Source organism: Bizionia myxarmorum (assembly GCF_008086205.1).
GTDB lineage: Bacteria > Bacteroidota > Bacteroidia > Flavobacteriales > Flavobacteriaceae > Algorimicrobium > Algorimicrobium myxarmorum.
Genome location: NZ_VSKK01000004.1, coordinates 43,398 through 56,484, shown reverse-complemented (window position 1 = coordinate 56,484; position 13,087 = coordinate 43,398). Strand labels below are relative to the sequence as shown.

The window sequence follows — 13,087 nt, the reverse complement described above, 5'->3', positions numbered from 1 at the left end:
ATTTTTATGCAGTATACACGAAGTAGTGCGCTTTTTGCACATGCTGAAAAAGTAATTCCAGGTGGTGTGAATTCGCCAGTAAGAGCTTTTGGAGCCGTTGGAGGAACACCTATTTTTATAAAAAAAGCATACGGTCCATATTTAATTGACGAAGATGATAATCAGTACATTGATTATATTAATTCTTGGGGACCTATGATTTTAGGGCATGCATATCAACCCGTTGTTGATGCCGTTATTGAAAAAACGAAATTAGGAACGTCCTTTGGTACACCTACAGAAGTTGAAACCCAGATTGCGGAATTAGCTGTTTCTATGGTACCTAATATTGATAAAATTCGCTTTGTAAATTCAGGGACGGAAGCGTGTATGAGTGCCGTTCGTTTGGCACGTGGTTTTACAGGAAAAGATAAAATTATAAAATTTGCCGGTTGCTATCATGGCCATAGTGATAGTTTTTTAATTCAAGCGGGAAGTGGTGCGGTAACGTTTGGTTCGCCTAATAGTCCTGGCGTTACTGCTGGTACTGCAAAAGATACCTTGTTAGCACGTTTTAACGATTTAAATAATGTACGTGAATTAATTGAAGCAAACCCTAATGAAATTGCGTGTATTATTATGGAACCGGTTGCTGGTAATATGGGTTGTATTCCTCCAAAACCTAATTTTTTACAAGGCTTAAGAGATTTATGTACTAAACATAATATTCTTCTAATTTTTGATGAGGTTATGACGGGATTCCGTTTGGCTAAAGGTGGCGTTCAACAATTATATGGTATTAAAGCAGATTTGGTTTGCTTCGGAAAAGTTATCGGCGGCGGATTGCCAGTTGGCGCTTTTGCTGCTCGTGAAGAAATTATGAATCACCTAGCGCCAATTGGGCCTGTATATCAAGCTGGAACCTTAAGTGGAAACCCTTTGGCTATGGCTGCTGGTTTGGCCATGTTGCAAGCCTTAAATCAAGATGATGAGGTTTACAGGCGTTTAGAAGAGAAAACGGCTTATTTGCATGTGGGTATGGCGCGCGTTTTAGACGCTAATAAAGTCGTTCACACTATTAATCGTGTGGGATCTATGATATCGGTTCATTTTTCTGAAACAGCGGTTGTTGATTTCCAATCAGCGGCTTCTGGAAATAATGATACGTTTAAGAAATTCTTCCACGGTATGTTAAATCACGGAATTTATATTGCTCCAAGTGCTTTTGAAACGTGGTTTATTACAGATGCCTTAAGCTACGACGATTTAGATAAAACGATTGCAGCTGTTGAAGCCGTTGCAAAAACCTTATAACAAAAAAAGCGACTTGAATTTCAAGTCGCTTTTTTTATGCTTTATTATTAAGAGAACCTAAACTCTAGGAATCATCTTATTTAAAATTTGTTCTTGATTTTCATCTAGAATCTCCGTAAACTCTTTGTCAAAAATTGGTTCATCCAAAAGCGCTCGGTTTATAAGCTCCATTATCTTGCTATCCGATTCTAATGAAGCAGATTTAGATTTGGAAGTACCTATAAGTTTTTGAGTTTTTTCTGTTTTTAAATGCTCTAAAATTAGGCTTGTTGCCAATTCTTGTTGCTTTTCATTTAAATTTAGCTTTTTATGGAATAAGGCAACTTGCTCGCTGGCTATTTTTTCAAGTTTAGAATTCGAATCCGTTGTTTGCTGTGCAGAAACTTGCATGCCAACAAATGTCAATACAATTATTAATAGTAGTTTTTTCATGATGGGGCTTTTTATATTTAGAATTTAAAGAAACAACAAAATATGCAATTAATGAAAAAAGGCTCCGATTTTTACCATCGGATCCTTTTTAAAAGTGACTAAAATCAAATTCATATTATTTACGTTGTTTTCTATGCTTCATGGGTTCGCGTCTTTCTTCCAAACGTTTTTCCTGAAAGTTTTCCCATTTGCTATATTGTTCGTCGTTTAAAATAGTCTTCATCTTACTTTTTTGGGCTATTTGCTTGTCTAGCCTAGCATTTTTCATTTGAAGCTTTTCATCACTTGAAAATGATCTTGCTTCTTGTGCTGTTTTTGCACTTTTCCGCTTTTCCATTCTTAAGTTGCGTTCCTCCGCATTCTCTAACTGCAAGGCCAAGACCTGTTGCTGTTGTGCTTCGTTTAAATCTAGAGCCAATGTTAATTTCTTGGTTTGTAATTGCGCTCTTTCTTCCGGCGTGTAAGTTTGCATTTTTTCATTGCCATTTCCTTTTTTATGCATTTGTTTTCTGTCCTGAGCAGATAGTTGCATGCTGCATAATACTATTGCTATGATTAAAAGTTTTTTCATGATCTAAAAATTTAAGTTGTTCAAATAAGACCTCGAATTTTTAAAAAGGTTTAAAGTTACTTTTGTTTCCTAGTGTATTTACATTTTCTTTTAGTTGAAAATTAGCAACTTAATACCTTCGGAAATATTGTAACTATTCTTATAAATAAATACTCATACTAAATGCTATTGTCCAACGTTTTTATGCTTAACCAAAATAATATATATGAAATTAAAAGCCATTTTACCATTAGTCATCATTTTAGTTTTAGCCATTTCGTGCACAACTACGGTATGCAAAAACACGAGTTCTATTTTAAATTCAAATGAACCAGAAACGGGCATTTATCAACAAGAACTTGTGAAAGAAATAGACAGAATAGGTGCCAGAAACCTAACGTATCTATTAAATAGTTTTAATAAGCAAAATGGCGAAGAATCTCTTACTATTGATGTGCAAGGTGATGGATTATGCGCTGAAGCCACACTAATTGTAAAGGATTGGAGCGGTTTGGAGGAAATTAAAAGAACTAAAGGCGTTTCATATTTGGGCGCCGAATTAAGAGGCTTGACTTTTGACATTATAAATAATACGGATTCTGTAGATTTTATTTATAAAAATGTGGAAGCCGTAGTAGATTAAAAAATTTATAACAATTGAAAAACGGTATAATTTCTTAAATACTCTTAAAATCAGTGTTTTATTGTTAAATGTTTCTAAAAAAATGAAACGAAACAGCTTTTAGATAGTCTTACTATTTGAATGACTTAATCATAACAGAAAAATGAAACATTTATTAATTTTAAGTAGTTTTTTATTAACCATCAGTTCAGCTGTGGCAAGTAACTTTATTTCAGATAAAAATAATACCAATCCGCTTTCGGATTCAACCGAACCTGATAATGGTAACAGGGTTTTACATGTTGAAGATATTTATGTGTATAAGGTCGCCGAGCAAATGATTTTCGATTTTGATATTCATAATTATTTGCCAGAAAACTTTAATCCGTTAAAGGGTAAAAATAATTTAAATTGGGGTAAAATTTGTCTGATTGAAAAGCCAGAAGAAACGGTCTTGGATTTTAATACAAGTGCGTATTTACCAAAGGAATTTAATGCATTAAAAGGAAAAAATGCGATTGACTGGAGCCAAATTGACATCGTTGAAATAGATGAAGAAATTTATTTTAATTTTAACGTAAACGATTATTTACCAGAAAATTTCAATCCAAACAAATAGAAAATAAGTTAGTTTTTCAAATTAGTTTTTTAGTTAATTAGTTTAAAACCCAATGATAGGAGTATCATTGGGTTTTTTAATAGGTGAATTTTAAAGTGTACTTAAATACTGTCTTATTAAGCTATAACCTTCACTATGTATCATGCTTGTTCCTGTTAACGGCATACTAAAACCGGCACTGTAGCGGCCCATGCGACTATCAATACTTGCTTTTAATTCCGCAATCATGGAATCAGCTAAGGGAGTTTCAAAATTTAAACGTAAATCTGATTGGTACTCACAGAAACCACCTTCCGTGTGGCAATGCGCACAATTTACATCAAAATAAGCACGAGCGCGTTCTTCCAGCGTGTTGTTTGTGTCTTCCCAGTTTGGTAAAGAAGTCACACTAGAAGGACTCGATAAATTGGTTAAATAACCTGCATTAATAAAATCTTGAAGTTGGTTGTTGAAATTCATAGTACGTAATTTTGGGCCGATTGGCGTAATGACGCTACTTTTTATATGGCAATCTATACAATCTTGCATATTAGGAATACCATAATTTATATTTTGACTTGTCCCATTCATATCGACATAATTTACAGGAACGGTATGCGCCAAATCATCTAAAACAGCATCTGTTTGATTGGCGTTCCATTTATAGTTGCCCAATTCCCAAATACCATTTATTTTTATTAAAATACGGGTTTCAATAATAGTTTTGCCCGATGACTCGTTACGTTCATCATTAAAATAATAGAAGGTTTTTGAAATCAAGGTGTTATCAGGGAAATCTGGAAAGCCATTGTCAACATAATCCATACTAGTTCCTGGTGGCAAAGCAATTAAGCGTTGCTTATGGGAATAATCTGTAAATAATGGTGTGTTTAAATTGTATTCAAAAGCACGAGAGCTTGGCGTTAGATTATTTAAGTTTCCAACAAATAAATTTAAATCGGATAGATTTGGAAGTAATTGCGGAATTACTAATGGTACGGCCGTTGTAAAGGTTAATACTTCAGAATACATACTGGAATTTTCTATACTGCAAGCTGTTTTAATATATACATCATAACTGGTGTTTGCTGACAAATTAGTTAGCATAACAGATGCTTCCGTTCTGTTTTTAGTTGTTCCAGAGCCTAAAGTAAAACCGGTTGTGCCATATTCAACAGTAAACGTATTGGCGTTGTTGGTGTCAGACCAAGTAATTGTCGCGCTTTCAAATGTGATCAAGCTAGCTACCAAACTAGTTGGTTTGACGCATTGCTGAACCGTTACCGCGTCATCATCGCTGGAGCAAGAAACTAGGAATAGGCAGGTGAAAAGGAATAGTAGATTATTTTTCATTATTGATATTTTTAGCGGTTGTTAAAATAGGATTTTTAAGCTTTAAATTGATTAAAAATTCTAAAAATTATAACAATTGTTATTTATCTAATAACAAAACCGTATTAATTTAAAAGAATTCGCGGTATTGCAGCACCCGAAAATCAAAGGTGTTGAAATTGGGATTCCGCGCTTTTAGTTGCTTATAAAGTGGTAATCTGCTAATAGAAATATTGGCAGCACCTGAACCAGATGTTAAGGAAACGGTTTTAATTAAGCGTTTTGCTGTGTTTTTATCATTAGAATCTAAATAAAATTGATGAATGCGAGGTACTTTATTGGAAACGACTTCCAATTTCAAATTATTAGCTTTTAAATGTTTTCTGAAGAAATATTCGGGCCCATTTTTACTATTGCCTCCCGTAAATAACAAGGTGTCAATTTTAGGATATTGCTTTATATACCCAATAATATTTCGAAGTTTAATATTATTCATGCCCAAATCTGACGCATCAATTTTTTCACGTTCCGCACTATCTACAATATCACAAACACCAATTTTATGTTGAATTAAAAACTGCTTACGCTGTAATACGGCGGCTTCTGAATTATCATAAAGCAGATTTAAATTGTGAATTTTGTCTATAAACAACCACAAACTATTAAAATAACTTCCATAGCAGAAATCCACATCTTTTTCATGCAATTGGCGGGTAGAAAAACGCGGCGGCGGTAAGGTGCCAACAATTAATTTGGTGGTATCTTTTTGAATAAATGGTTGGTAGGGATGTTTATGAAAGAAAGTCATTTATACTTTTAAAGGCCATTAAATTATTGTAAATTATCACTTCACATTATAATATAAAAATTTATGGGAAAAGGGGATAAAAAAACAAGACGCGGTAAAATTAATCGTGGTTCATACGGCGTAAGAAGACCACGAATTAAAAAACAAGTGCGTATAGAAGAAAAAATAAGCATTGATAAAAAAGCTAAAGCTTAAAATATGTACTATTTTAAATTATCTGGTAAAAACGAGATTGTTTTTAGTGGATAATTCATCACTTAAACCATAACCGTCCAAATTGAATGCTTTAATGTCATCCAAGGTTTGGGCGTTTTTGTCTATTATAAAACGCGTCATTAAACCACGGGCCGCTTTGGCATAAATACCGATGGTTTTATATTTGTCATCTTTGTACTCCTTAAAATCCACATCAATAATCGGCACCTTTAAGGTCTTTTTATCAATAGCTTTAAAATATTCGTTACTGGCCAAATTCAGAAATAACTCATCATCTTTCAACTCATCATTTAAGGCTTTGGTCACTTTTTTCTGCCAAAATTCATATAGATTTTTATGCTTGTCCACAGGCATTTTAGTGCCCATTTCTAAACGGTAAGGCATGATTAAATCTAAAGGTTTTAAAACACCATATAAGCCGGAAAGTATCCGAACGGTATCTTGAAGTTTTTCTATTTTATCTTTAGGAATAGTGTAAGCATCCAAACCGCGATATACGTCGCCGTTAAAAGCGTAAATAGCTTGTCTGGCCGTTTCTTTTGTAAACGGCAATTTCCAGTCTTGATTCCGCTCATAATTCAAATGACTTAAGTTATCTGAAATCTTCATTAACTTGGATAAATCCTTTTCTGATTTCTTTTTAAGTGCAGAATTTAATCGTTCAGATTCCTTTAAAAATATAGAATCTGTGCCTATAGTAGTTGGTAATTTACTATCGTAGTCTAATGATTTGGCTGGAGATAAAACGAGTTTCATATGTAAAAAATCCTAAAATTAGGAATCGATTTAAAGGTTCGTAACTATTTTGCTTTTACCAAAGTTACAATTCACTTCTGAAAAAATCAATTTCTAATTTTATTCTTTCTTATAAAACTATAAAGGAAATTTATTCTGAATCTTGATGATTGGAATAACTACGCCATTTTTCAATACATGCTTGCATATCCTGTGGAATTTCAGAATCAAAACGCATCATTTCGCCTGTTTTAGGATGAATAAATCCTAAAGATTTGGCATGAAGTGCTTGTCTTGGTAAAATTTTAAAGCAATTATCTACAAATTGACGGTATTTGGTAAACGTGGTTCCTTTTAAAATACGCTCGCCACCATAGCGTTCGTCATTAAAAAGTGTGTGACCAATATATTTCATGTGCACACGAATTTGATGCGTTCGGCCGGTTTCTAATTTACAAGAAACGAGCGTTACATAGCCTAATCGTTCAATAACTTTATAATGCGTAACGGCTGGTTTCCCTTTATCGGCGTCATCTCCGGTGTAAACGGTGTTTTGTAAACGGTTTTTTGGGTGTCTGCCAATGCTGCCTTCAATAGTGCCTTCATCTTCCTCCATATTCCCCCAAGCAATTGCCACATATTCACGTTCACTAGTTTTATCAAAAAACTGCTTGGCTAAATGCGTCATAGACTCTTCATTCTTGGCAATTACCAACAAACCACTCGTGTCTTTGTCAATTCTATGTACCAATCCTGGACGGTTACTAGAATTATTAGGTAAGTTTTCAAAATGATAAATAAGCGCATTAATTAAAGTCCCGGAATAGTTACCATGACCAGGATGAACTACCATACCGGGTTCTTTATTAACGACTAATAAATCGTTGTCCTCGTAAACTATGTTTAATGGAATATTTTCTGGCGTGAGTAGGTATTCATAAGGTGGATGCTCGAACATCACCCGAATTTTATCATGAGGTTTTACCTTATAATTGGATTTTACCACCACATCATTCACATAAATATTGCCTTCTTTCGCGGCAGCTTGAATTTTATTACGCGTGGCGTTTTCAATAAAATTCATTAAATATTTATCTATCCGAAGTGGGGTTTGACCTTTGTCGGCAGTAAAAGCAAAATGTTCAAATAATTCGTCGTTTTCGCTTTGATTTTCTGGAGTATAATCTTCTACCATAATTAATTTGAACCTGGTCTGTTACCATTTCCTAAAACCAAATCGATTTTAGATGTTTTAGGCAACTCGTCACCCTCTTTTATTTCTGCACCTTTGTGCTTTAGTTTTACTACTTCGTTTTCACCTAAATAATCGGTGTATGTTATTTCGCCAATTACAAAGCCTAAAGCTTCTAAAGTTGGCTTGGCTTGTCTGAACGTTTTTTCTTTTAAATTCGGAATTTTCACTTTTCGGAATCCGGACGGATTTAAAGTGACATAAATTTTACGACCATCTTTTACTTTTTCGCCTGCAATAGGATCTTGCTCAATAACCGAAAATTTAGGATAATCTGGGTTGTAGTTTGAAGAGTCTAAAATTTCTAATTTTAAATTATTTTCCGTCAACTCAATATTAGCAACGCCAATAGATTTTCCTTTCAGTTCCGGTACGGTTTCAAATTCTCCGTGGTTGGTGGTAATATTCAACCATTTCAATAATATAAAACACAAAACAACAACGCCAACAACGGCTAGGACAATTTGTATTAGGAATGTTTTACTAGTCAAGAATTTTATAAGACTCATGGAAACGTATTTGTTGGGCAAATATATAAAAACAGAACTGTTTTTAGTTTTGATTTATTAGTGATATTTTAGCTTTATTAATAATAGATACGTTTTATTGCTAGTTTTGGACTAAAAATGATTTTTAATTTGCACTCTGAAACCTAGAATCAAGGAAATACAGCTAATGAAAAAAAATATTGCTATAATAATGGGAGGTTACTCTAGTGAGTACGAAATTTCCCTTCGAAGCGGGAACGTGGTATACAATGCGTTAAATACTATAGAAAATTACATACCATACCGAATTCATATTTTTGAAAATAAGTGGGTTTATGTTGCCGATGATTCTGAAGAATTTCCCGTTGATAAAAACGATTTCTCCGTAAATATTAACGGCGAAAAGATAACCTTTGCTTGTGTTTTTAATGCCATTCATGGATCGCCAGGAGAAGATGGTTATATGCAATCTTATCTCGAGCTTTTAAAAATTCCGCATACCAGTTGTGGGATGTATCAAGCCGCTTTAACGTTTAATAAACGCGATTGTTTAAGCGTTTTAAAGCCTTATGGAATTAAAACAGCGGAAAGTTATTATATTAATTTAGGTGATGAAATTGACGAAGACGCTATTATTAAAAAAGTAGGTTTGCCGTGTTTTGTTAAAGCGAATCGTGCAGGAAGTAGCTTTGGTATTTCAAAAGTGTATAAAAAAGAAGAATTTAATGCAGCTTTAGAGGTCGCTTACAAAGAGGATGATGAAGTTATTATCGAATCTTTTTTGGATGGAACTGAAGTGTCTGTGGGCGTCATATCCTACAAAGGTCAAACTACCGTGCTACCCATTACCGAGATTGTGAGCGATAACGATTTTTTCGATTATCAAGCGAAGTACCTCGGCCAATCTCAAGAAATTACACCAGCACGAATTTCAGAAGCCGATGCGGAAAAAGTAAGCGTTTTAGCGAAAAAAGTTTACGAAATTCTAAAAATGACCGGTTTCTCTAGAAGCGAATATATTTTTAAAGATGGTGAACCCCATTTGTTGGAAGTTAACACGGTTCCTGGATTAACTAAAGCCAGTATTTTGCCACAACAAGCCGAAGCTGCTGGTATTAGTTTGGAAGAATTGTTTGGAAATGCTATTGAATCCTCCCTTAATCCCTCCAAAGGAGGGAGATTAAAGTAGGATTTAATTATTGAATTGTATCTTTGATTAACCCAATATTCGTCTAAATAAGTTTTTATGAAAAAACATTTCTCAGTTGTGTTAATTATTTTTTTATCTTTTCAAGTCTGTTTCTCCCAAGATTCTATTCCTAAATTAGAATTTAGCACCAAGTATTATGACGCCGTAAATGAATGGGTAGCTTTTCCGAAATCTCCGGAATCGGATTCATATATTTATGGCTATATCTATATTGATGAAAGCGCAGGATTTACGTTTCGTAAAGAGGATACTTTTAAAGTAGTAGATAATACCATAATTACCAATGAAGTTGTAGAGCCTAAAACAAGTTTGGTTATTGCACGATTAAGCAAAAACACGAGCCAAGTTTCAGTGCTTAATGAAACTCAAAAAAAGGCGCTAAAACTTCCAGAAGAACCGGATTGGCTTGCTATTTATAAGGTTGAAGATGACGTGGCATATTTAAAACAAATAGGCTATCATTACAATCATGTTTCTGCCAGTCACAATGCTTTAAAGCCACTTTTGAAAGCTTACGATATAGAACCAAATCACGATGGTTTAGAATTTGAATTAGGCTTTGCTTACAATGCCTTACAACAGTTTGATAAGGCCATTCCAGTTTTAGAAAAAGCCTTTGCACATGACGCTAAAAATCAACTTTTATATAAAGAATTAGGATATGCCTATTTAAATTCAGAGCAGTTGGAAAAGGCTGAAATAGCTTTTACGAAAGGCATTGAAGTTTCTAATGATGATGCTATGAAATGTGAAATGGCTTTAAACATGTCCAATGGTTATTTCGTTTCGAAAAACATAGAAAAGTTTAAAGAATGGGCTGCATTAACTAGAAAATATGCGAGTAAAACGCCTCAATATGTACAATATATTGAGTATTTTGAAAAAGAATTAGAAAAACTCTAAATTGTGAAAAAAGCTTTATTTCCAGGGTCCTTTGATCCATTAACTCTAGGTCATTTCGATATTATTAGTCGGGGAGTGCATCTTTTTGATGAAGTTGTAATTGCTATTGGCATCAACGCCGAGAAAAAATACATGTTCACGCTTGAAGAACGCAAAAAATTTATTGAAGATGCTTTTAAAGATGAACCGAAAGTAAAAGTGGTTACATATAAAGGTATGACTATCGATTTTTGCAAGGAAATTAATGCGGAATTTATTTTACGCGGTTTAAGAAATCCAGCCGATTTCGAATTTGAAAAAGCTATAGCTCATACGAACAGGAAATTATCCAAGATAGAAACAGTATTTTTATTAACAGCTGCAAGAACGTCTTATATAAGTTCCAGTATTGTTCGCGATGTTATTAGAAACAAAGGCGATTATAAGGTTTTGGTTCCTGATAGTGTTCGGGTTAAGTAAAGTGCAGTCCTATTTATTTATAAAGTATTTTAATTTCCAATTAAAAAACAACCTTCTACAGTTTGATGTCAATTAAAATCCTCTTTGTATGAATGCGCAGACTTTTATTCAATGGTTTTAATGGAAATTGACTATTGTGAAAGCAATATCTAATCTAACTCAAAAAAACAAAATCGAACACTTTTATTCAACATTCAGCAATTATGTTGTTTTCAAATTAAATGTTGAGCATAAAAAAAGCTGCCATATGGCAGCTTTTTTTTCTATTGATATTGTAGTTTAATTAGCGAGAAACAACAATTTTTATTGTTTTAGTCACATTGTTATTTGTTATTTTACCAATATAAATTCCGTTAGGTAAGTTATTTGTTTTAAATTCAACTTTATAGTCTTCTCCTGCAAATACGTCTCCTTTAAAAAGTGTAGTGATAGCTCTACCGTAAGAATCATAAACTTCTATTCCTGCTTTACCATTTTCTGAAGCAGTAAATCTAACTGTAGCCGAATCAACAACAGGGTTTGGATAAACTTTAACATCCATACTTGGTTTAGAAGCGAAAACTTGATCATCTACTGATAAAGATTCATCGCAAGTTCCAATAATAATAACACCATCTAAATCATAACCGTCAGGAGTAGTAGATAAAGTATCATTATTTACAACTTTTACAAAATTAATGTACTCAAAGTTACCAGCATCTGAAATATCAATAGAATTGTTTTCTTTACAAACAGTACCAGCCATATGCCAGCTAAAACCGTCAAAAGAAACATAAATATCAGCAAATTCTGGGTAAGCTCCACATCCATTACTTTGGTTAAATGATGTTTCTATAAATCTTAAATCATCTCCATCAACATTTTCTACAGCACCTTCAAAAGATAAAACGATATTTCCACCGTAACCTAGAGTTGTAAATACGCCATATTCGTCTGTTCCTTCAGGGTAACCAAGAACGTTATTAGGGTTTTGAGTTCTGATTGGGTTAACAGTTCCTCCAGAACGCGTAGTACCTTCGTTATATTCAAGTACTTCATATGCTGAACAACGTGCAAACACAACGTTTTCAGGTTCACTACAACCATTGATTGCTATAATTCCATCAAGATCAAAACCATCATCAGAAATAGAATTTGTTGGAGTTGTATCAATAAGCTTAACTTGTGTAATATACGTTAATGGCGTTGGCGTTAATGCATTATCAATATCAAAGGTTGCAAATTCGCTAGTAAGTACAGAGCCTAACAAGTAAAAATCAACACCATTTTGAGAAATATAGACATCAGCCGACTCTGGATAATTAGAGAAGTTTTTGTTTCCAAAAGTTGTTTCAAAAATAATTAAATCATTACCAACTTCATTCTTAACAACACCATCAAATCCAATAACAACTTCACCACCAAATCCAAGTGATACAAAGTTTTCAGTTTGATTACCTTGAGGCTGTCCTAATGCTTTCGCTGGGTTAATTCTACTAGGGTTTGTCATTGCAACACCTGTATTAGTCAAGCCCGCAGTATAAGAAATTACTTCCGCTCCATAACATTCCTGAATAAGTTCTTGACAGCCATTAATAGCAATCACACCATCTAAATCATATCCATCAGGGGTATTAGCTGTATTCGTAACTTTAATTTGAGATACATAGTTTAGACCTAAACCTGAAAAGTCTATTGCTTCATCTAAGCAAATTTCACCATATGTTACCCAAGTAATTCCGTCTTGCGACAATTCAATTAAAGCCGTTTCTGAAGTAGAATTGCAATTATCTCCTGCAAATGACGTTTCATAAATCATAAAATCATTTCCTGCTTGGTCATAGATTACACCGTCAAAACCAAGAATTATATATCCACTGACTCCCAAAGAAACAAAGCCGCCGGCAGCATTGGAAGCATCAGGCTGATATAAAGCTTTACTAGGATCTGAACGATCTGCTCCAATTATACCACCATTTTTTAGTGTTCCCTGTTGAAAATCAACAACTGTAGAAGCATAACACTCTTCAGTAGTAAAAGAACTATCAGGATTAGTATTAGGTAAGTTAACATCATCCAAATTGTTTGATGCGGTTGCAGAGAAAGTTGCGATTATAGCGAACAAACTCGAAAATATAAATTTTGTAATTTTTTTCATTAGGGTTTAGATTAATTAATGTTTGCAAATATTCAAAAGTTGATTTGTCTTA

Annotated in this window: 15 protein-coding genes; 7 read left to right on the top strand and 8 right to left on the bottom strand. The window is 33.7% G+C overall.

Annotated features, from left to right (window positions below; all coding sequences use genetic code 11):
- Positions 1-6: 6 nt before the first annotated feature.
- Complete coding sequence (gene hemL, locus ES674_RS13195) at positions 7-1,293, top strand: glutamate-1-semialdehyde 2,1-aminomutase (protein ID WP_148404753.1); 1,287 nt, start codon at positions 7-9, stop codon at positions 1,291-1,293.
- 57 nt (positions 1,294-1,350) lie between these two features.
- On the opposite strand, the gene ES674_RS13190 is transcribed toward hemL, so the two are convergent.
- Positions 1,351-1,725: a hypothetical protein gene (locus ES674_RS13190; RefSeq protein WP_148404751.1), complete on the bottom strand. Its 375-nt coding sequence runs from the start codon at positions 1,723-1,725 to the stop codon at positions 1,351-1,353.
- 115 nt (positions 1,726-1,840) lie between these two features.
- The gene (locus ES674_RS13185; RefSeq protein ID WP_148404749.1) at positions 1,841-2,296 is read right to left on the bottom strand and encodes a hypothetical protein; all 456 of its coding nucleotides are present in this window, start codon (positions 2,294-2,296) and stop codon (positions 1,841-1,843) included.
- Positions 2,297-2,501: 205 nt separating this feature from the next.
- Here ES674_RS13185 and ES674_RS13180 point away from each other — a divergent pair, with 205 nt between their 5' ends.
- On the top strand, positions 2,502-2,918 hold the full coding sequence (locus ES674_RS13180) for a hypothetical protein (RefSeq protein WP_148404747.1): 417 nt from the start codon (positions 2,502-2,504) through the stop codon (positions 2,916-2,918).
- A 142-nt stretch (positions 2,919-3,060) separates the two neighbouring features.
- Positions 3,061-3,516, top strand: a complete 456-nt coding sequence (locus tag ES674_RS13175) for a hypothetical protein (RefSeq protein ID WP_148404745.1) — start codon at positions 3,061-3,063, stop codon at positions 3,514-3,516.
- A 90-nt stretch (positions 3,517-3,606) separates the two neighbouring features.
- On the opposite strand, the gene ES674_RS13170 is transcribed toward ES674_RS13175, so the two are convergent.
- Together ES674_RS13170 and ES674_RS13165 are read right to left on the bottom strand one after the other, a co-directional pair.
- Entirely contained in the window at positions 3,607-4,848 is a 1,242-nt protein-coding gene (locus ES674_RS13170) for a fibronectin type III domain-containing protein (protein WP_246126057.1), read from the bottom strand.
- 109 nt (positions 4,849-4,957) lie between these two features.
- Positions 4,958-5,635 carry a uracil-DNA glycosylase family protein gene (locus ES674_RS13165; RefSeq protein ID WP_148404743.1) on the bottom strand — a complete coding sequence of 226 codons (678 nt, stop codon included), beginning with the start codon at positions 5,633-5,635 and terminating at the stop codon, positions 4,958-4,960.
- A 63-nt stretch (positions 5,636-5,698) separates the two neighbouring features.
- Between ES674_RS13165 and ES674_RS13160 the strand changes: the two genes are divergently transcribed.
- Positions 5,699-5,830 (top strand): 30S ribosomal protein THX, encoded by a 132-nt coding sequence (locus ES674_RS13160; protein ID WP_148404741.1) that lies wholly within the window; start codon positions 5,699-5,701, stop codon positions 5,828-5,830.
- Positions 5,831-5,848: 18 nt separating this feature from the next.
- Here the strand turns inward: ES674_RS13160 and yaaA are convergent, their stop codons facing one another.
- From yaaA to ES674_RS13145, 3 genes are all read right to left on the bottom strand, one after another.
- Positions 5,849-6,607, bottom strand: a complete 759-nt coding sequence (gene yaaA, locus ES674_RS13155) for a peroxide stress protein YaaA (protein ID WP_148404739.1) — start codon at positions 6,605-6,607, stop codon at positions 5,849-5,851.
- A gap of 130 nt (positions 6,608-6,737) precedes the next feature.
- Positions 6,738-7,781: an RluA family pseudouridine synthase gene (locus tag ES674_RS13150; RefSeq protein ID WP_148404737.1), complete on the bottom strand. Its 1,044-nt coding sequence runs from the start codon at positions 7,779-7,781 to the stop codon at positions 6,738-6,740.
- Positions 7,782-7,783: 2 nt separating this feature from the next.
- On the bottom strand, positions 7,784-8,347 hold the full coding sequence (locus tag ES674_RS13145; protein WP_148404735.1) for a PASTA domain-containing protein: 564 nt from the start codon (positions 8,345-8,347) through the stop codon (positions 7,784-7,786).
- Between the two features lie 166 nt (positions 8,348-8,513).
- Here ES674_RS13145 and ES674_RS13140 point away from each other — a divergent pair, with 166 nt between their 5' ends.
- Genes ES674_RS13140 through coaD form a run of 3 tightly spaced genes read left to right on the top strand, consistent with a single transcriptional unit; the run spans position 8,514 to position 10,898 of the window.
- Positions 8,514-9,515: a D-alanine--D-alanine ligase gene (locus ES674_RS13140; protein WP_148404734.1), complete on the top strand. Its 1,002-nt coding sequence runs from the start codon at positions 8,514-8,516 to the stop codon at positions 9,513-9,515.
- Positions 9,516-9,572: 57 nt separating this feature from the next.
- A complete protein-coding gene (locus tag ES674_RS13135; RefSeq protein WP_148404732.1) occupies positions 9,573-10,439 on the top strand; it encodes a tetratricopeptide repeat protein in 867 nt (288 codons plus the stop codon).
- Positions 10,440-10,442: 3 nt separating this feature from the next.
- Positions 10,443-10,898: a pantetheine-phosphate adenylyltransferase gene (coaD, locus tag ES674_RS13130; RefSeq protein ID WP_148404730.1), complete on the top strand. Its 456-nt coding sequence runs from the start codon at positions 10,443-10,445 to the stop codon at positions 10,896-10,898.
- 283 nt (positions 10,899-11,181) lie between these two features.
- Here the strand turns inward: coaD and ES674_RS13125 are convergent, their stop codons facing one another.
- Positions 11,182-13,035, bottom strand: coding sequence for a T9SS type A sorting domain-containing protein (locus ES674_RS13125; protein ID WP_148404728.1), 1,854 nt, complete (start codon positions 13,033-13,035; stop codon positions 11,182-11,184).
- Positions 13,036-13,087: the final 52 nt, after the last annotated feature.

Coding starts and splice junctions, on each gene's coding strand:
- hemL (WP_148404753.1), top strand. CDS start 7: ATGCAGTATACACGAAGTAGTGCGCTTTTTGCACATGCTGAAAAAGTA.
- ES674_RS13135 (WP_148404732.1), top strand. CDS start 9,573: ATGAAAAAACATTTCTCAGTTGTGTTAATTATTTTTTTATCTTTTCAA.
- ES674_RS13180 (WP_148404747.1), top strand. CDS start 2,502: ATGAAATTAAAAGCCATTTTACCATTAGTCATCATTTTAGTTTTAGCC.
- ES674_RS13150 (WP_148404737.1), bottom strand. CDS start 7,781: ATGGTAGAAGATTATACTCCAGAAAATCAAAGCGAAAACGACGAATTA.
- ES674_RS13170 (WP_246126057.1), bottom strand. CDS start 4,848: ATGAAAAATAATCTACTATTCCTTTTCACCTGCCTATTCCTAGTTTCT.
- ES674_RS13175 (WP_148404745.1), top strand. CDS start 3,061: ATGAAACATTTATTAATTTTAAGTAGTTTTTTATTAACCATCAGTTCA.
- ES674_RS13190 (WP_148404751.1), bottom strand. CDS start 1,725: ATGAAAAAACTACTATTAATAATTGTATTGACATTTGTTGGCATGCAA.
- ES674_RS13140 (WP_148404734.1), top strand. CDS start 8,514: ATGAAAAAAAATATTGCTATAATAATGGGAGGTTACTCTAGTGAGTAC.
- ES674_RS13160 (WP_148404741.1), top strand. CDS start 5,699: ATGGGAAAAGGGGATAAAAAAACAAGACGCGGTAAAATTAATCGTGGT.
- ES674_RS13165 (WP_148404743.1), bottom strand. CDS start 5,635: ATGACTTTCTTTCATAAACATCCCTACCAACCATTTATTCAAAAAGAT.
- ES674_RS13185 (WP_148404749.1), bottom strand. CDS start 2,296: ATGAAAAAACTTTTAATCATAGCAATAGTATTATGCAGCATGCAACTA.
- ES674_RS13145 (WP_148404735.1), bottom strand. CDS start 8,347: ATGAGTCTTATAAAATTCTTGACTAGTAAAACATTCCTAATACAAATT.
- yaaA (WP_148404739.1), bottom strand. CDS start 6,607: ATGAAACTCGTTTTATCTCCAGCCAAATCATTAGACTACGATAGTAAA.
- ES674_RS13125 (WP_148404728.1), bottom strand. CDS start 13,035: ATGAAAAAAATTACAAAATTTATATTTTCGAGTTTGTTCGCTATAATC.